Genomic DNA, 18602 nt, shown 5'->3' on the forward strand with positions numbered 1-18602 from the left:
ACCTCTCTGACGCTTAATCTCGACCACAGTGAGGAGTTACTCCGCGCAGCGGATTGCCATAACGGTGCACGACGGACGATCAAGACTGATCACACCCGGCTGACCGGCATCTCGATGCCGGCGCGTTGGACATATTCGTCTGACCAGGATCGCCCGGTCAGGCTGGTCCGTGCTGCGCGTGTAACCCCTTGCGTGCTGAGGCTCGCGACGCGAGGAGGGGTGGGCGCGCATGGATTCGACAGTCGTGATCATGCTGGCGGTGGCCGTTGTCTTGCTGGCACTTGTCGCGATCGTCGCGCTCGCCGTGCTGATACGCCGCACCGGTGCCGACCGGTCCGGCAGACGGGGGCCCACCGCCGAGGAGATCGCCGACGTCCAGGCCGAGCTGGAGCAGGCGCGCCGGGAAGGCGCCGAGATCCGGGTGAAGGCCGAGTCGGACGCCGGAGAGATGCTCCGCAGAGCCGAGACCGCCGCCGAGGGCGCCCTGCGCATGCGCAAGGAGGTCGAGGAGGAGACCCGCGTACTGAAGACCGAGCTGAAGGAGCTCAGGTCCGACCTCGAACGCCGGGAGAACCGCCTGGCCGAGCGCGAGCAGCGGCTCGACGAGGAGGCCCGCAGGCAGGCTGAGCGCGGCAGGAAGCTCGCCGAGACCGAGACCCAGCTCGCCGACCGCCGCGCCGAGCTGGACCAGGTGGAGGACAAGCGCCGCGAGGTGCTCGAACGGGTCGCCGGGCTCACGGCCGAGCAGGCCAAGGCCGAGCTGGTGATGACCATCGAGAACCAGGCCAAGCGCGAGGCGGCGCTGATCATCCGCGAGATCGAGGGGGAGGCCCGCAAAGAGGGCGAGAAGCGGGCCTGCAAGATCGTCACGTTGGCCGTGCAGCGCGTCGCGACCGAGCAGACCGCCGAGTCGGTGGTCAGCGTGCTGCACCTGCCCGGCGACGAGATGAAGGGCCGCATCATCGGCCGCGAGGGCCGCAACATCAGGGCCTTCGAGTCCACGACCGGCGTCAACCTCATCATCGACGACACTCCCGAGGCCGTGCTGCTGTCGTGCTTCGACCCGGTGCGGCGCGAGACGGCGCGGCTGACCCTGGAGAAGCTCGTGCTGGACGGCCGCATCCACCCGCAGCGCATCGAGGAGGCCTACGAGCGCAGCAAGGAGGAGGTCAAGGACCTCTGCGTCCGGGCCGGCGAGGACGCGCTCGTGGAGCTGGGCATCACCGACATGCACCCCGAGCTCGTCACCCTGCTCGGCCAGCTTCGCTATCGCACCTCCTACGGGCAGAACGTGCTCAAGCACCTCATCGAGTCGGCGCACATCGCCGGCATCATGGCCTCCGAGCTGCGCCTGGACCCGATGCTGCTCAAGCGCTGCACGGTGCTCCACGACATCGGCAAGGCGCTCACCCACGAGGTCGAGGGCAGCCACGCCCTGATCGGCGCCGAGATCGCCCGCCGCTACGGCGAGCACGAGGACGTCGTGCACGCCATCGAGGCGCACCACAACGAGGTCGAGGTCCGCACGGTGGAGGCGGTGCTCACCCAGGCCGCCGACGCGATCAGCGGCAGCCGTCCCGGCGCGCGCAGGGAGTCGCTGGAGGCCTACGTCAAGCGGCTGGAGCGCTTGGAGGAGATCGCGCAGTCCTACGACGGCGTCGAGAAGGTCTTCGCGATGCAGGCCGGCCGCGAGATCAGGGTCATGGTGCGCCCCGAGGCCATCGACGACATCCAGGCGCAGGTGATCGCCCGCGACGTCGCCAAGCAGGTGGAGGAGGAGCTGACCTACCCGGGCCAGATCCGCATCACGGTCGTCCGCGAGTCGCGCGCCACCGAGTTCGCCCGCTGAGCCGGGACGCGAGACCCGGGGGGCGCGCTCGTGGTGGGGCAAGGACGAGGAGCGGCCGCGGCCGCGCTCGTGCGGGCCGCGGCCACGAGAAGGCGGCACGAGCCCGCACACTCCGGCTCCTCCGCCCGCGCGTCCCCCGCGGGGGAGACACGGTCTCAGAGGTGGAAGAGCCGCTGGTAGAAGGCCAGTTCCGCGGCGAGGGCGGCGCTCTTGGTCTCGGCCTTGCGGAACTCGTGCGACTCGCCCTCGAATGCCAGGTAGACGCACGGCACCCCCCGCTCGTTCAGGCTCGCCACGAAGGCCTCCGACTGCGACGGGGGCACGATGGGGTCGTCCTGGCCCTGCATCAGCAGCATCGGGCAGTCGATCTGGCCGCACCTCGCCAGCGGCTCGCGGGAGGCGTACAGCAGCGGGTCCGAAGGGCCGACGAGCCATTCGACGTACCGTGATTCGAAGTCGTGCGTCGTGGAGGCCAGCGGGCCCAGCGTGCTGATGCCGGCGATCGCGACACCTCCGCAGAACAGCCCCGAGGAGCAGCAGGCCGCCATGGTGGTCCAGCCGCCCGCGCCGACGCCCCTGATAGCGATGCGGGCCGGGTCGGCGTGCCCGTCCGACAGCAGCCACTCGGCGGCGGCGATGGTGTCCTCGACGTCGATGACGCCCCAGTGCCCCTTCAGGCGGTCGCGGTAGGCGCGGCCGTAGCCGGTGGACCCGCCGTGGTTGACGTCGATGATGCCGATGCCGCGGCTGGTGAAGAACGCCTTGCGCAGGTCCAGGGCGGAGGTGGTGTGCGCGGCGGGCCCGCCGTGCACGAAGACCACGTACGGCGGCGCGGCGTCCCCTGCGCTGACCGCGGGGTTGGCGGGCGGGTGCACGTAGGCGTGCACGCGCCGGCCGGAGCGGCCGCGGATCTCCACCGGCCGGCAGGCCGGCAGGTAGGCGGCGTCGGGGAGTTCGCCGCTGTCGCTCCGCAGGCTCTCGGCGTGGCCGGTGGCGGTGTCGACCCGCACCACCGACCGGGGCATGTGCGCCCCGTAGGCGACACCGCAGACGATGGAGCCGTCGGCGCTGAGGCACGGCACCCAGCCGTCGTAGGGCAGGTCGAGGTCGGTGAGGGCGCCGGTGCGCGGGTCGAGGATGCCGAGCCGGAGGTCGGGCGTGCCGTGCAGGACCGCGACCCTGCCGTCGTCCAGGACGGCGTACGGCGTGCCGCCCAGTTCGCCGGGCGCCCACGCGAACTCCTCCTCGGCCGGGCACAGGGCGCGCGGCGCGGCGTCGTCGAGGCCGGCCTCGTAGAGGTTCCACCACCCCGACCGGTCGGAGACGGCGTACAAAGTGGAGCGGTCCTTCCAGCGCGGAGCGAGCACCGACTCGGCCGCTCCGCCCATGATCGGCCGGGTGCCGCCGTCGGCGAGGCTGGTGACGCGCAGTTCGGTGCCGGTCCAGGGCAGCCGGGGATGGTCCCAGGAGATGTAGGCGACGTGCCGGCCGTCAGGGGAGATCGACGGGAAGGCGTAGAAGTCGCCGCCCGTGACCCGCTGCCGCGGCTCGGCCCCGCCGCGTAGCGGGACCGACACGATGGACCGGACGACCTTCCCGCCGCCGGCGTGGCGCTCCTGGACGCACCACACCTCCTCGCCGTGCACGGTGAGGTCGGCATAGCGCAGGGCGGAGGGGGCGTCCGGCTCGGGGGTGATCGGCACCGGGTCGCGAACCGGCCCGGCACCGTCGTCGGGGACGAGGTAGAGCCGCTGGTCGGCGTGGCAGGCGAACACGACGCCGACCCCCGGCGCCACGGCGTACGACCGGCCGCCGTACTCGTGGACGCGGGTGCGGGCGTCCCACGGCGGGCTCAGCAGCTCGCGGCGGGCGCCGCCGGCGGCGTGGTGGACGAGGGTGCGCCGCCCGCCTTCTGCGGGTCGGTCCTCCTCCCACCAGATCTCTCCGGCGAGCGCCGTCGGGTATCCGGGACGCAGGCCGCCGCGGACGACGTCGGCGGTGGAGATCGGCGAGGGCCAGGCACCGAACGGCGATGACGGGTGCCCGGACGTGCGATCGGGGGGCATAGCGGCATCCTGCCGGAAAACACCGCCGCGCGTGGCGGCTACGCCACGGATCGTGCCGCCGGCATGGCCGGCCGGCGTTCACGGCGTCCGCCGCGTCGCCGGCCGGCCGGGCCGTCAGCTCCCGCTTACGCCGCCGGCCCCGCTGTCGACGCCGACCGCGGCCGGGGCGGCGACGGCGCCGACGCTCGTGCGGCGGCTGCGCCTGCTGCGCCGTTCGAGCACGTTGGCCAGGTAGCTCAGCGCCAGGTTGATCGCGATGTACACCAGCGAGATGACGATCGCGCTCGGGATCAGGTTGCCGAAGTTGGCCGGGATCTGCTTGAGCCCGAAGTTCAGCAGCTCCTCGTAGGCGATGACCCAGCCGAGCGCGGTGTCCTTGAGCAGGACGACCATCTGGCTGACGATGGCCGGCATCATCGCGGTCGTGGCCTGCGGCAGCAGGATGAGCCGCATGACGCCGCCCTTGCGCAGCCCGAGGGCGTACCCCGCCTCCGACTGGCCCTTGGGCACGGCCAGGATGCCCGCGCGGAAGACCTCGGCGAGCACCGAGCCGTTGTAGAGCGTCAGGCCGATGACCACGGCGGCGAACGCCGGCACGCTGATGGTGTAGCCGCTCATGGTCGCCGGACCGGCCTGGGCGAAGAAGATGAGCAGCAGCAGCGGGATGGCGCGGAAGAACTCCACGACGGCGCCCGCCGGCCGCCGGATCCAGGCGTGGTCCGACAGCCTGCCCAGTCCGAAGACGACGCCGAAGATCAGCGCGAGCACGGCCGAGATGATCGCGGCCTGGATGGTGGCGACCAGGCCGGGGATGATCTGGCCGGTCCACACCTCGGCCCGCAGGAACGGCTCCCACAGCCGGCCGGCGAACTGGCCCTTGTCGGCCAGGCCCTTGATCAGCAGGTACGCGATGCCGAGCACCACGACGGCCGACAGCAGGGTCAGGATGTTGTTGCGCAGACGCGCGCGAGGACCTGGGACGTCGAACAGGACGCTCGTGCTCATCGGGCCACCGCCATCCGCTTGGCCAGCCAGCCGAAGAAGAACCCGGTGGGCAGGGTGAGGACGATGTATCCGGCCGCGAACCCGAGGAAGATCGGCAGCGTGCCTCCGTAGTCGTCGAACATCTGCTTCATGACCGCCGACGCCTCGATGTAGCCGGCGACGATCACGATGGTGGTGTTCTTGGTGAGCGCGATCAGGATGCTGCCGAGCGGCGCGATCACCGAGCGGAAGGCCTGCGGGAGCACGACCATCCGCAGCGACTGCGTGAACGTCAGTCCGATCGCCCGCGCCGCCTCCGCCTGCCCGGGGGGAACGGTGTTGATGCCCGACCGCAGCGCCTCACAGACGAACGCGGCGGTGTAGGCGGACAGGCCCAGCGTGGCCCACCAGTAGTAGTTGGTGGCCGAGTCACTGGAGAGCGAGAGCTGCAGGGTGTCGCTCAGACCGAGTGCGCACAGCAGCAGCACCAGCGTGAGGGGGGTGTTGCGCAGGGTGTTGACGTAGATCGCCCCGGCGGCGCGCAGCACAGGTGTGGGCGACACCCGCATCGCGACCAGGATCGTGCCGAGGATCAACGCCAGGATCGCGCTCATCAGGGTCAGGCGGATCGTCGACCAGAAGCCCAGAAGGATCGTGCCGAGCTGTTCGACGAGTGGGCTGAAGTCGAGAAGTGATTCCATCGGACTCCACCGGAGACGGGGAGCGCCGGTGAGGTGACCTCACCGGCGCGTGGACAAGGGGATCAGCCGCAGCCCTCGGCGGTCGGCGCGCCGGTGGCGGTGAACTGCAGACCGGTGCCGGAGAAGTGCTTGTCGAACAGCTTCTGGATCGTCCCGTCCGAGTACATCTCGGTGATGGCCTTGTTGACGGCCTCGCAGGTCTCCTTGTCGCCCTTCTTCAGGCCGACGCCGTACTTCTCGTCGGTGAACGGGGCTCCGGTGACCTTGAGCGAGGGGCCCTCGCGCTTGGCGTAACCGGCGAGGATCATGTCGTCGGTGGTCACCGCGTCGATGGCGTTGCCCTTGAGCTTGGTGATGCACTCGTCGTAGGCGCCGGCCGGGACGAGCTGGACGTCGACCTTCTTGTTGTCCTTGTTGGTGCCCTCGGCGATGTTCTTCCAGGAATTGGACCCGCTCACCTGGCAGATGCGCTTGCCCTTGAGGGTGTCCAGGGAGGTGATCGAGGAGTCGTCCGCGCGCACCAGCGTGTCCTGGTGGGCGACGTAGAACGGCCCGGCGAAGGTCACCTTGGGCTTGCGCGCCTCGGTGATGGAGTAGGTCGCGACGATCATGTCGACCTGGCCCTGCTGGAGGAAGGTCTCGCGGTTGGCCGAGCGCGCCTCCTTCCAGGTGATGCCCTCCGGCGGGACGCCGAGCTTGCCGGCCAGGTAGGTCGCCACGTCGACGTCGAAGCCCTCGACCGTGCCGTCGGGCTTCTTCAGGCCCATGCCGGGCTGGTCGTACTTGACGCCGATGGTGAGCTTCTTGTCGTCCTTGGCCTTCTGCAGAGCCGTCGTCGGGCCGCTGTTGCCGCAGGCGGCGAGGCTGCCGGCCAGTGCCGCGGCGGACAGGAGCAGGGCCCCGAACCGTCGTGAACGCATATGCGTGTACCTCAGCTTTCTTCGTGACGTGCGTAACAGCGTGACGAGCGTCTTGCGAACGAGCGTTTTGCGAACGAGCGTTTTGCGGATGAGCGACCCGCGGGCGAGCGGCTTGCGGACGATCGGCCCGCGGGGAAGCGATGTGCGAGGGGCGACTTTCTCATGAACGACGAGCGGCGGGCGACTCGCGGGGGGCGGCCCGCGCGGGCGGCCCGCGTGGGACGGCCTGGCGAGCGCGGATCGTGAGACGCCGGACGCGGCCCCGGACCGCGTCCGTACGACGACCCGATGCGGGCCGCCGTACGGACGCGCGCGTACACGACTGCCGATCAGTGGGTCAGGATCTTGGACAGGAAGTCCTTGGCCCTGTCGGTGCTGGCATTGGTGAAGAACTCCTCGGGGGTGTTCTCCTCGACGATCTGGCCCTCCGCCATGAACACGACGCGGTTGGCGGCCCGGCGGGCGAAGCCCATCTCGTGGGTGACCACCACCATCGTCATGCCGTCGCGCGCCAGGCCGATCATCACGTCGAGCACCTCCTGGACCATCTCGGGGTCCAGCGCGGAGGTGGGCTCGTCGAACAGGATCATCTTCGGGTCCATCGCCAGCGCGCGGGCGATGGCCACCCGCTGCTGCTGGCCGCCCGACAGCTGTGCGGGGTACTTGCTCGCCTGGCTGGCGATGCCGACCCGTTCGAGCAGCTCCATGCCCCGCTTCTCGGCCTGTTCGCGCGGCACGCCCCGCACCTTGATCGGGCCCAGCGTGACGTTCTCCAGGATCGTCTTGTGCGCGAACAAGTTGAAGGACTGGAACACCATCCCGACGTCGGACCGCAGCCGGGCCAGCGCCTTGCCCTCGGAAGGCAGCGGCTGCCCGTCGAAGACGATGGTGCCGGAGTCGATGGTCTCCAGCCTGTTGATCGCGCGGCACAGCGTCGACTTCCCGCCCCCGGACGGGCCGATCACCACCACGACCTCCCCCCGGGAGACCGTCAGGTTGATATCCCTGAGCACATGCAGCGCACCGAAGTTCTTGTTGACGTTCTCGACTCTGACGAGAGGAGTCGCGTCCCCGTTGTCCGTCATGGTGGACAACGTAAGTGGTCCGGGGCACTGGTCACTAACCAGGTGGTACCGATCGCATCACGGCCTGGACACGACCGGGGCGCCCCGCACGCTGGAACGTCGCACCGGCCGCCGGGGCGAGCGGCGTGCCATGAGCGCCGCGGAGCGCCTACCCTTGTCTGTTGAGATGACTGTCACCGAGGAGCGCGCCCGCACGTACGAGGTCATCACGTACGGGTGCCAGATGAACGTTCACGACTCAGAGCGGCTCTCCGGCCTGCTGGAGGACGCCGGGTACGTCCGCCCAGGCGACGGCGAGACGGCCGACGTCGTCGTGTTCAACACCTGCGCCGTCCGCGAGAACGCCGACAACAGGCTGTACGGCAACCTCGGCCATCTGCGTCCGGCCAAGGTGCGCAACCCCGGCATGCAGATCGCCGTGGGGGGCTGCCTGGCGCAGAAGGACCAGGGCGAGATCGTCCGCAAGGCCCCGTGGGTCGACGTGGTCTTCGGCACGCACAACATCGGCTCGCTGCCGGTGCTGCTCGAACGGGCCCGCATCGCGCAGGAGGCCCAGGTCGAGATCAAAGAGTCGCTCGAGGTCTTCCCGAGCACGCTGCCCACCAAGCGCGAGTCGCCGTACGCCGCGTGGGTGTCCATCTCGGTCGGGTGCAACAACACCTGCACGTTCTGCATCGTCCCGGCGCTGCGCGGCAAAGAGAAGGACCGCCGCCCCGGCGACGTCCTCGGCGAGGTGCGCTCCCTGGTCGACCTCGGCGTCCTTGAGGTCACGCTCCTCGGGCAGAACGTCAACACCTACGGGGTCGAGTTCGGCGACCGGCTGGCCTTCGGCAAGCTGCTGCGCGCCTGCGGCGACATCGACGGGCTCGAGCGCGTGCGCTTCACCTCGCCGCACCCCGCGGCGTTCACCGACGACGTCATCGCCGCCATGGCCGAGACGCCGAACGTCATGCACCAGCTCCACATGCCCCTGCAGTCGGGTTCCGACCGCGTCCTGAAGGCCATGCGCCGGTCCTACCGGGCCGAGCGCTACCTCGGCATCATCGAGCGGGTGCGCGCCGCCATGCCCGACGCGGCCATCTCCACCGACATCATCGTCGGCTTCCCCGGCGAGACCGAGGAGGACTTCCAGGCCACGCTGGACGTCGTCCGCGAGTCGCGCTTCGCCAACGCCTTCACCTTCCAGTACTCCATCAGGCCCGGCACGCCCGCGGCCACCATGGACGGCCAGGTGCCCAAGGAGGTCGTCCAGGAGCGGTACGAGCGGCTCGTCGCCCTGCAGAACGACATCTCGTGGGCCGAGAACAAGGCCCAGGTGGGCCGCGTCCTGGAGGTGCTGGTCGCCGAGGGCGAGGGCCGCAAGGACGAGGCGACGCACCGCATGTCCGGCCGCGCGCCCGACAACCGCCTGGTCCACTTCGTTCCCGCGCAGCACGGCGAGGGCGGGGCGGACGCCGGCGGCCCGCCGCGGCCGGGCGACATGGTCACGGTCGAGGTCACCTACGCCGCTCCCCACCACCTGGTGGCGGACGGTCCCGCGCTGTCGCTGCGCCGCACCCGCGCCGGCGACGCCTGGGAGGCCAGAGAGAGCGCGGCCTGCGGCACCGGTGGCGGCGGCTCCGGCAAGGCGGGCGCGGTGTCGCTCGGCATGCCGTCGGTCCGCCGTTCCTGACCCGGCCGCGGCGGGCCCTGGCGCGCCGTGTTCGCCGTGCTCAGCGTGCTCGCCGTGCTGGTCGTGCTCGTCCTGTTCGTTCTGGCTCCGATGAGACGCTCGCAGTAGTCCCTGCGGAAGTCGGTGAAGGTCGCGCACGGGTTCGGCATCGGGCGCGGCCCATCGTCCACCCGGCGCGGCGGGCCGTCCGGCGCCTGAGTCGCCTCCGGGCCGGTCCTGGCGTCCGGCGGCGGCCGCTGTTCCCGGCGGTCCTGAGAGGGCGGCCGCGGCGTCTGGCGGGCCGAAGGCGCCGGTCGCGGCCGTTCGCCGGTGGGTTGTGCCGGTCGCGGCCGTTCACGGGCGTCCGGAGGCCGCTTGGCACGGTCCTCGGAGTCCTTCGAGCTCGGCGAGCCCTTCCGGCGCTGCGGCCCCTGAGGGCCGGCTGAGGTGGACGGGCGACCGGACCCGGGTCGTCCGTGCTTCCCGGACGGCACGGCGCCTGCCGCTCGCGCTCCGTTCCGCTTGCGGTCGTCGGGGGAGCGGCGTCCCTCTCCTTGCGCCGCCAGGCCGAGGGGCGGCATCGCCTCGGTCCACCCGCCCTCGGGCCGGCCGGGCCGGTCCTCCGGCGACGTGGCGGGCCGGCGACCTGCCCGTTCCCGGTGTTCGAATACTCCGCGGCCCTCCGCGTGCCCTTCCGCGCGGGCCGCGGGGCCCGGACGGGGGGTCGCGAGCGCCTGCGCGCGCACTGATCGGGAAGCCGGATCGGGCGACGCCGCCGGGGATCCCGGCGCGCACGCGCCGGCGCAGACGATCACGGCGAGCCCGAGAACGCCGAAGATCACCGTGACGCCGCCGCGCGGCCGCACAGTTCGACATGAGATCGGTCCAAGTGATGACAAGTCGTGATTCTTCCGTGATTGAGGTGCGGTAAATCGGCCTATGGGGCTAGTGTGACGACCGCCCGCGGAAGCCGGTGCGCTTTCTCCCCGATAGGCCGCAGGAGTCAACACATGGATCGGCACGACCATCCGTCGCCGGGCCGCTACAACGAGTCCAGCTCTGCACTGCCCCCCGAGTACCTCTCCTCGGAGCCCCCATCTCGCGCGGGCTCCCGGAGGCGGACCATCGTGATCTGCGCGGCGGCCGCCGTGTTCGCCGCCGCCGTCACCGCCGGAGGGGTGATCAAGCTGACCGGCGGCTCTGACCCGGTCAGCAGCCGATCGTCCGCGCAGGACGCCGGCTCCGGTGCCGAGGCGGGCGACGACGCCGCCGCGACGGGCGACTCGTCGGCCGACGACGCCACCTCCGACGACGCCACCTCCGACGACGCGACCTCCGATGTCGCCACGTCCGGCGACGCTTCCACCGGCTCCGCCGGATCGGCGGGCTCCGGCGGCGGAACGAACGGTTCCTCCGGCTCAGGACAGGCCGGCGACGGCGGGGCGCAGGCCGCGCCCAACGGCCAGGAGGCCGAGCCGGGCGGCAGGTCGGAGAACGCCAAGAGCAAGCTGACCACCAAGACCGACGCGCAGACCGAAGGCCGCGGCGGCCCGCGGCCGGACGGGCCGGTGGGCTACGTGGAGCCCTACCCGCAGCAGCAGCGACGGCCCTCAGGCCCGGACGCCCCCTCATCCGAGCGGTCCACCTCCCCGTCGGCCACCCCCAGCGCCAAGCCGACGCCGAAGCCCACCCCCAAGCCGCCTGCCAAGCCCACCCCGAGGCCCACCCCGAAGCCGACGAAGAGCACGGCCAAGCCGTCGCCCTCTCCGACCGGCAAGTCCTCGACGGTCGTGGCCGCCGAGGACGAGGTGGCGCGCCTGACGAACATCGCCAGGGAGAAGGAGGGCTGCGGCCCGCTGCGCATCGACGAGCAGCTGCGCGCCGCGGCCCGCGGGCACTCGGACGACATGGCGGCCAAGGGGTACTTCGACCACACCTCCGCCGACGGGCGCTCCCCGTGGGACCGCATCAAGGCGGCCGGGTACAAGTCCTCGATGTTCGCCGAGAACATCGCGCGCGGCCAGGCCACGCCGGCGGCGGTCGTCCAGGGATGGCTGAACAGCCCCGGGCACCGGGCCAACATCATGAACTGCAAGCTCAAGGCCATCGGCGTGGGCGTGCACTTCGGCAGCGGCGGCCCCTGGTGGACCCAGGACTTCGGCGGCACCTGATCCCGAGCCGGCCGGCCTCGCGGACCATCGGTCCGCGGACCGGCCGGCCGGGGATAGCCTGATCTTGTGCTCGTCGCCGCGGCCGTGTGCCCGCATCCTCCGCTGATCGCGCCCGCCCTCGCGGGCGCGGCGGCGCCAGAGCTGGACGCCCTGCGCGAGGCGTGCGCGGCGGCCGTCCGATCGCTCGCCGAGCCCGCGCCGGACGCCATCATCGTCACCGGCGGCGCCGACGGGCTGACCGAGGCGACCTCCTACGGGCCGGGCGCCGCGGGGAGCCTCGCCCCGTGGGGGGCCGACGTGCGGGTCGGCGCCGGCGTCCCCGTCCTGCCGCTGTCGCTGACCATCGGGCGCCTGCTCGCCGACCTGGCGGGCATCGGGCCGGTGGCCGGGTACGAGGCGGTGCCCTCCGACGCCCCGCCCGCGACGTGCGCGCGCGCCGGTGCGGCGCTTGCGGGCCGCGCCGGCCGGGTGGCGCTGCTGGTCATGGGCGACGGCTCCGCCAAGCTCACCGTCAAGTCCCCCGGCTACCTCGACCCTGGCGCGAAGGCTTACAACGAGGCGCTCGCGCGGGCGCTCGGCGCGGCGGACGCGGCAGCCCTGGCCGCGCTCGACCCCGCCGAGGCGGCCGGCCTGTGGGTCGCGGGCCGGGCGGCGTTCCAGGTCCTCGCCGGCGCGGCGGCGGGCGGCGGGCACGGCGGCGCCGGTCTGCGGGGCGAGGTGCTCTACGATGACGCTCCCTACGGCGTCGGATATCTGGTGGCGCGCTGGAGCCCGGCCTAGGCCGCCCGCCGCTTCCCCACCCGATCGGGACGAGGCCGCGTCCGAGTGTGGTTACGGTGAATACAGGGGGACGGCGACGGCCGTGCCCGCGATCAGAGCGCTCGGATGGACATGATCAGATGGTAGACGTCGCCTTCGGCAGCGTGCCGACACCGCTCGGTGACGTGCTGGCCGCCGTCACCCCCGACGGTGTGGCGGCCACCGCGTTCCAGGACGCGCCGCGGGTCAGGCGCAAGATCCTCGACCGCCTCGACGCCGCCGTCGTCGACGATCCCGCGCGCACGGCCGAGGCGCGCGAGCAGCTGGCCGCGTACTTCGCCGGGCGGCTCACCGCGTTCACGGTGCCGGTCGACTGGCGGCTGATGTCGGTCCTCCAGAGGCGGGTGCTGGGCACGCTGTACGAGACCGTCGCCTACGGCAAGGTGACGACGTACGGCGAGCTCGCGGCCGGCAGCGGCGCCGGCGTCCCGGCCCGCGCCATCGGGTCGATCATGGGGAGCAACCCCATCCCGATCATCGTGCCGTGCCATCGTGTCGTCGCGGGCAACGGCCTCGGCGGCTTCAGCGGCGGCGAGGGCGTCGAGTCCAAGCGCTGGCTGCTGACCCTGGAGGGCTACCTCCCCCCGACCCTCGACTGGGAGCTGTAGTGGAACGCCGGCCCGAGGCGCCTTCGACCCTTGAGACGCGGGACGAGACGGGCGCGCCCCGCCGGGGCGTGCCGGTCGTGGCCGTCGTCGGGCCGACCGCCGCCGGCAAGTCCGACCTGGCCGTCGACCTGGCGCTGGCCCTGGGCGGCGAGGCCGTCAACGCCGACTCCATGCAGCTCTACCGCGGCATGGACATCGGCACGGCCAAGCTGACGCTCGCCGAGCGGCGCGGCGTGCCCCACCACCTGCTGGACGTCTGGGACATCACCGAGACGGCCAGCGTCGCCGAGTACCAGCGCATGGCCCGCCCGCTGCTCGACGCGATGCTCGCCAAGGGCGCGGCGCCGATCCTGGTGGGCGGCTCTGGGCTGTACGTGCGCGCCGCCCTGGACGACCTGCGGTTCCCCGGCACCGACGCCGGCATCAGGGCCAGGCTGGAGGCCGAGCTGGCCGAGGTCGGGCCCGAGGCGCTCCACCAGCGACTCAAGGAGTGCGACCCGGTGGCGGCCGAGGCCGTCCTGGCGAGCAACGGCCGCCGCATCGTCCGCGCCCTTGAGGTGATCGAGCTGTCCGGGCGGCCCTTCTCGGCCACGATGCCCTCCTACGACGCGATCTACGACAGCGTGCAGATCGGGGTCGAGGTGCCGCGCCCGGTGCTCGACGAGCGCATCGCGCTCCGCGTCGACCGCATGTGGGCGGCCGGGTTCGTCCAGGAGGTCGAGGCCCTGGCCGCGCGCGGGCTCGCCCAGGGACGCACGGCCGGCCGTGCCCTCGGCTACGCCCAGGTCCTGCGGTTCCTCTCGGGGGAGTGGACCGAGGAGCAGGCCCGCGACGAGACCGTCAGGGCCACCCGGCGGTTCGCCCGGCGCCAGCAGTCGTGGTTCCGCCGCGACCCCCGGGTGCGGTGGCTGCCGTTCGACGCCCCTGACCTGCTCGAACGATCGCTGGTGCTCGTCGGGGCGTAGGATGTGGCGGCATGCGGTTCTTGAAGGGGCACGGCACCCAGAACGACTTCGTCATCCTCCCCGACCGTGACGGGAGCCTCGACCTGCACACCTCGGCGGTGACCGGGCTGTGCGACCGGCGCGCCGGCATCGGCGCCGACGGCGTGCTTCGCGTGGTGCCGGTCAAGCTCAGCCCCGACGCCGTCGCCATCGCCGACCAGGCCCGTGAGGCCGGCCGCCCCACCGCCGCCGAGTGGTTCATGGACTACCGCAACTCCGACGGCAGCCTGGGCGAGATGTGCGGCAACGGCCTGCGGGTCTTCGCGCGCTACCTCGTGGACGCCGGCCTGGCCGACCCCGGCGAGTTCGACGTCGTGACCAGGGCGGGCGTGCGCCGGGTGAGCCTGGGCAGCGAGGGGGACGTCACGGTCGACATGGGCATGCCCAAGGTGCTCGGCGAGAGCCGGGCCGGCCTCGGCGACCAGGAGTTCGACGGCACCGTGGTCGACATGGGCAACCCTCACCTGGCCTGCGTGACCGGCGAGCCTGTCGCCCGTCTCGACCTGTCCTCCCCGCCCTCGTTCGACCCGGCCGTGTTCCCGCAGGGCGTCAACGTCGAGCTGCTCAACGCGGTCGGGGAACGCCGGATCGTCATGCGCGTCTACGAGCGCGGTTCTGGCGAGACGCTCGCCTGCGGCACCGGCGCGGTCGCCGCGGCCGTGGCGGCGGCGCGGCTCGGCGGCGACCCGCTGGGCACCTGGGCGGTCGAGGTTCCCGGGGGTCTTCTGACGGTTTCGCTGCGGGAGGACACCAGCCTGCTGACCGGTCCGGCCGTCCTCGTCGCCTCCGGCGAGATCCCCGCCGCCCACTTCGCCTGACCTGCCACCTGGGGCGCCCCTGATCCGCCATCTGGCCCGCCACCTGGGGCGCCGCGGTCGTCCGTGCGCCGCGCCGCGCGGCACCGCCGGCCGGGCGCGTACCGGGAGTCATGCTCACCGCACCGTCCGCATGTTTGGGGCATGCCCCGCGAACTGGCAGACTGACCTGCCATGGACGTGGACATCTGGGCCTGGGTCGCAGACACCCAGCGGCAACTGCACGAAGCGGGGAACACCGGGCTGGCCATCGCGCTGGGCGACCTGCCCGCGCAGGCCTTCGAGGGCCGGTACGCCCAGCTTGACGTGATGGCGCCGGCGGTCGCCCAGCAGGCTGAGGCGCTCGAGTTGCCGTGGCTGGAGCTTTTCGCCCGCCACTGGCACCTGCTGAGCCGCATCGGCGACCGCGCTCAGGGCGCGACCGCCCTCGGCGACGCCGAGGCGTTGATGGAGTTCGCGCGCCGCGAGGACACCAAGGATTGCCCCTCCGTTCCCGCCGCCGTCGAGGCGCTGGCCGTCTGCCAGGCCAACACCGACGGCCCCGGGTACGCCACCGAGCGCCTGGCCGCCCTGGGCGCCGCGCTCGACGGCCTGCGGCCCGACTCTCCCGCCTACTGCGGGCTGGTCACGCAGTACGTCGCGGCGCTGTCCGACAAGGGCGAGGTCGAGCAGGCGGTCACCTACTACGAGTCCGCCGTCGCAGGGCGCAGGGGCGCCGACGGGCAGGTGAGCTGGGAACTCGCGGCCGCGGGCGTGCGCGCGCTGCTCGCCGCGGGCCGCACCATCGAGGCGCTCACCGAGCTCGACGCCGCCAAGGAGTTCCCGGCGGACGACCCGGTGGCCAAGGACCACAGGGAAGGGGTGCTGCGGGCACTGGTGCTCGCCTCCGCCGACCGCAAGACCGAGGCCCTTGAGGCCCTTGAGGCCCTTCCCGACCTCGACGTCGTCGGCGAGCACCCGCGCGACTGGGTCGAGTGGGCGCGCGCCGTCCGCCTGCTCGACTCGGTGATCAGCAACACCTGGCAGCTCGGCCGGGTGCTGCGCCAGTGGATGTCCTACTTCGAGGCCATGGGCGTGCACCGCGGCCGGGTCGAGCTGGCGCTCATCGCCGGCGAGCTGGCCGTGGCCCGGCAGGGCGTCTGGCAGGCCCGCGCGCTGGCCGACCTCGCCGAGACGTGGCTGGGCGACCTGCGCGTCACCGAGGGGCTGCCCGAGCGGGTGGCCGGGCTGCGCGCCGCGGCGGACGCCGCCGTGCCGCCGCCGGCGCCGGGCCCGCAGCCCGAGCTGGTCGCCTACTTCGACGCCGCCGACGGCCACAACGCCGACCCCGAGCGCTGGGTGGGCTGGCTGTGGCCGCTGTCGGGCACCGACCTGGAGGCCACCCGCCGGCACACCACGACGCTCGGCTTCCTCGGCTACGCGCCGCTGGGCGCCGACATCCTGTGGAAGACGATCGTCGAGGACGCCGACCCGGCCGCCGCCGAGGACGAGGACGTCGCCTACCTCACCGGCGTGCTGATCGAGGCCGAGCAAGACGAGCGGCTGGAGCGCTTCGCGGCCATGCTGCCCCCGGCCTCCGCCCATCTGGCGCTGGCCCGCCTGCACCGGGCCCGCGAACGGTGGACCGAGACCGCCGCCGAGGCCGAGCAGTCGCTCGAGTCCGGCGCGCAGGGCACGGTCGCGCTGGAGGCCCGCCGGCTGCTCGCCGGGGCCGCCCAGCAGCTCGGGGACAACGCCAAGGGCGCGGCCATCCTGCGCGGGCTGGTCGAGTCGGAGGACGGCGAGGAGGAGGACGTCTGGCGCATGATCGTCATGGCGACCGCCTCGGAAGACTGGCAGCTCGTCCGCGAGGGCGCGGCCAAGCTCGGCATGCCGATCGAGTCCGCCGAGGGGCCCATCGAGGAAGAATGGCACCTCGTCCGGGTCGTCCTGCCCGTCTCCGACGGCAGCCGCAGGGAGGTCCTCTCCGTGCGCACCGGCCCCGCCACCGCGCGGCTGCTCATCCCGCAGCCCCGGGGCATGGACTACAACGCCGGCGACATCGTCGTCATCGACCCGCGCCCGCTGGAGCCGGTGCCCGACAGCGCCGAGGAGCAGGAGAACTACGTCATCCCGTTCGCGGGCGTGGCGCTGCTGCGCCCCGGCGGCTACACGAGCTGGTTCTTCGACGGCGCGGCCCCCAACGAGGAGGACTGGACCGAGTTCAACGAGGTCCTGGCCGAGCGCGGCTGGCCCATGTGGGTCTACAGCGACGAGAACTACTCGGTGACCCACCCGTCCACCGGCGAGCGGCTCCAGGGCGTCTACGGCTGGATCGCCGTTCCCCCAGGCGTGGAGGCCGTCGAGGTCGACGCCCTCCTCGACGACGCCACCGAGCGGTGGAGCCACCCGCTCGCCTGGCTCGACCTGGCGAGGAGCGCCGGCATCGAGGTCGAGCGCCACGAGCGCATCACCAAGGAGTACGGCCTCTGAGGTCCTTCGCCGCCCGGCGGGCGGCCTGAACTCCAGGCGCCCGGAATCCCGTCGTGGATTCCGGGCGCCTTTTCTTGTGTCTCCGGCGGTGCTCGTTGCCATCGCGGCACAAAATCGCTTTCCCGGGCCCCGGAATTCCGGTGATCTCCCCGGGTGATCAGCGGTGGCGGCGCTAATATTCGTGGCTGACCACAGCGTTTACCAGGGGTGATATGTCTAGTAAGCAGCTATTCATCAGAATTGCGATCGCCGGGGTCGCCGCCGTTTCACTGGCACCCCGCGCCGCGGCCGACGCCGACGCCTCCGCCGAGTCGCACGTCGCCGCGGCCTCCGGCCGGAGCCATATCGCCGCGGCGGACGTGTCCCGGCAGAGCGTCATCGACCGGGCGAAGACCTGGCATCCCGGCACTCCGCAGCGGGTGCCGTACCACCAGAACAGGTACCACAACGGCTACCGCACCGACTGTTCCGGCTACGCCTCGATGGCGCTCGGGCTGAGCGCTCCGGGCCCGAACACCGTGACGCTCGCCTCGTCGCGAGTGAGCACCCCGATCGCGATGTCCGACCTGCTCCCCGGCGACCTCGTCATCGACGCCATCGGCGACAACAACAACCGGCACGTCGTGATCTTCGAGGTGTGGGCGAACCCCGGGCGCACCTCGTACTGGGCCTATGAGCAACGCGGCGGCTACGGCACCGACCACCGTGTCCTCACCTACGGGCTGAACCGCGGCAGCCAGTTCCACGCCTACCGGCCGCTGGTGTTCGGCGGCGGCGGCGCTCCGGCGCCCGGCGGGAAGGTCTGGGTCGACACGTTCGCCAACGCGACCGGCTACCGGGAGCCGAACACCGACGACCCGCAGGGCACCCTGAACAAGGGCACCAACTACGTGTACTGCCGTGTCCGGGGCGCCGAAGTGCGGCACGGCGCCGAGTTCAACCACTGGTGGTTGAGAACCGACCTCGACCGTACGAACCCGGGCAAGAATGGTCGCGGCGCTTATGTGTCCGCGTATTACCTCGCCAAATGGGGCAACGACGAAGCCAAGGACAACGCAGGACGGGACATTCCAAACTGCTGATCGCCGTGTAAGAGGCTTCCGCATTGTCGGTCCCGATTTCAGGGTGGTCTGACAAGAAACGATGCGGCTGTCGTGAAACGTCCCACCGATGACTCCATCGGTGGGACGTTTCTTCGTGCCCGGAGGCCGGGACGAGCGGCCGGCGCGACAGGACCGGGCCGGCCGCGCCGATCCTCGCGCTCGGTCCAGGAGGCGGAAGGTCGTCTCGCCGGTCTCCGGCCACGGGTCCCGGTCCCGCCTCGTCGAGTCCGTCCGGCCGGTGGACGGACGTTTCCTGACCGGGCGAGGTGCGTGGATCCCTCGGCCGTATGCCGTAATCGCGGCTTTCGCGGGTAGTTGCTATACCTAGGGATTACTTTCCGTTTACCTGGGGGT

The 18602-nt window shown here is 72.0% G+C and carries 14 protein-coding genes; 9 read left to right on the forward strand and 5 right to left on the reverse strand.

Going from position 1 to position 18602, the window contains the following annotated elements; genetic code table 11:
* Nucleotides 1-229: 229 nt before the first annotated feature.
* Nucleotides 230-1849 carry a ribonuclease Y gene (gene rny / locus ACZ6QO_RS04105; protein WP_465847472.1) on the forward strand — a complete coding sequence of 540 codons (1620 nt, stop codon included), beginning with the start codon at nt 230-232 and terminating at the stop codon, nt 1847-1849.
* A 155-nt stretch (nt 1850-2004) separates the two neighbouring features.
* Here the strand turns inward: rny and ACZ6QO_RS04110 are convergent, their stop codons facing one another.
* From ACZ6QO_RS04110 to ACZ6QO_RS04130, 5 genes are all read right to left on the reverse strand, one after another.
* Nucleotides 2005-3915 carry a S9 family peptidase gene (locus ACZ6QO_RS04110; protein ID WP_465847474.1) on the reverse strand — a complete coding sequence of 637 codons (1911 nt, stop codon included), beginning with the start codon at nt 3913-3915 and terminating at the stop codon, nt 2005-2007.
* A gap of 114 nt (nt 3916-4029) precedes the next feature.
* Complete coding sequence (locus ACZ6QO_RS04115) at nt 4030-4920, reverse strand: amino acid ABC transporter permease (RefSeq protein WP_465847476.1); 891 nt, start codon at nt 4918-4920, stop codon at nt 4030-4032.
* On the reverse strand, nt 4917-5600 hold the full coding sequence (locus tag ACZ6QO_RS04120; protein WP_465847477.1) for an amino acid ABC transporter permease: 684 nt from the start codon (nt 5598-5600) through the stop codon (nt 4917-4919). Before ACZ6QO_RS04120 ends, ACZ6QO_RS04115 begins: the two co-directional genes overlap by 4 nt.
* A 62-nt stretch (nt 5601-5662) precedes the next feature.
* Nucleotides 5663-6520 (reverse strand): glutamate ABC transporter substrate-binding protein, encoded by an 858-nt coding sequence (locus tag ACZ6QO_RS04125; protein WP_465847479.1) that lies wholly within the window; start codon nt 6518-6520, stop codon nt 5663-5665.
* 329 nt (nt 6521-6849) lie between these two features.
* A complete protein-coding gene (locus ACZ6QO_RS04130; RefSeq protein ID WP_465847480.1) occupies nt 6850-7605 on the reverse strand; it encodes an amino acid ABC transporter ATP-binding protein in 756 nt (251 codons plus the stop codon).
* Nucleotides 7606-7771: 166 nt separating this feature from the next.
* On the opposite strand from ACZ6QO_RS04130, the gene miaB reads away from it, so the two are divergent.
* The 8 genes from miaB to ACZ6QO_RS04170 all read left to right on the forward strand — a co-directional run bounded on the left by miaB (nt 7772) and on the right by ACZ6QO_RS04170 (nt 18227).
* Nucleotides 7772-9277: a tRNA (N6-isopentenyl adenosine(37)-C2)-methylthiotransferase MiaB gene (miaB, locus tag ACZ6QO_RS04135; protein ID WP_465847482.1), complete on the forward strand. Its 1506-nt coding sequence runs from the start codon at nt 7772-7774 to the stop codon at nt 9275-9277.
* A gap of 989 nt (nt 9278-10266) precedes the next feature.
* Nucleotides 10267-11427 (forward strand): CAP domain-containing protein, encoded by a 1161-nt coding sequence (locus tag ACZ6QO_RS04140; protein WP_465847484.1) that lies wholly within the window; start codon nt 10267-10269, stop codon nt 11425-11427.
* A gap of 66 nt (nt 11428-11493) precedes the next feature.
* On the forward strand, nt 11494-12207 hold the full coding sequence (locus ACZ6QO_RS04145; RefSeq protein WP_465847485.1) for a class III extradiol ring-cleavage dioxygenase family protein: 714 nt from the start codon (nt 11494-11496) through the stop codon (nt 12205-12207).
* A 119-nt stretch (nt 12208-12326) separates the two neighbouring features.
* On the forward strand, nt 12327-12854 hold the full coding sequence (locus ACZ6QO_RS04150; protein WP_465847486.1) for a methylated-DNA--[protein]-cysteine S-methyltransferase: 528 nt from the start codon (nt 12327-12329) through the stop codon (nt 12852-12854).
* Between the two features lie 68 nt (nt 12855-12922).
* Complete coding sequence (gene miaA / locus ACZ6QO_RS04155) at nt 12923-13819, forward strand: tRNA (adenosine(37)-N6)-dimethylallyltransferase MiaA (RefSeq protein WP_465848071.1); 897 nt, start codon at nt 12923-12925, stop codon at nt 13817-13819.
* An 11-nt stretch (nt 13820-13830) separates the two neighbouring features.
* Nucleotides 13831-14676 (forward strand): diaminopimelate epimerase, encoded by an 846-nt coding sequence (gene dapF, locus ACZ6QO_RS04160; protein ID WP_465847487.1) that lies wholly within the window; start codon nt 13831-13833, stop codon nt 14674-14676.
* Nucleotides 14677-14847: 171 nt separating this feature from the next.
* Nucleotides 14848-17145 (forward strand): tetratricopeptide repeat protein, encoded by a 2298-nt coding sequence (locus tag ACZ6QO_RS04165; RefSeq protein ID WP_465847488.1) that lies wholly within the window; start codon nt 14848-14850, stop codon nt 17143-17145.
* Nucleotides 17146-17357: 212 nt separating this feature from the next.
* On the forward strand, nt 17358-18227 hold the full coding sequence (locus tag ACZ6QO_RS04170; RefSeq protein ID WP_465847489.1) for an NlpC/P60 family protein: 870 nt from the start codon (nt 17358-17360) through the stop codon (nt 18225-18227).
* The last annotated feature ends 375 nt before the right edge of the window (nt 18228-18602 follow it).

It is taken from the genome of Sphaerisporangium sp. NPDC049457, assembly GCF_055586705.1.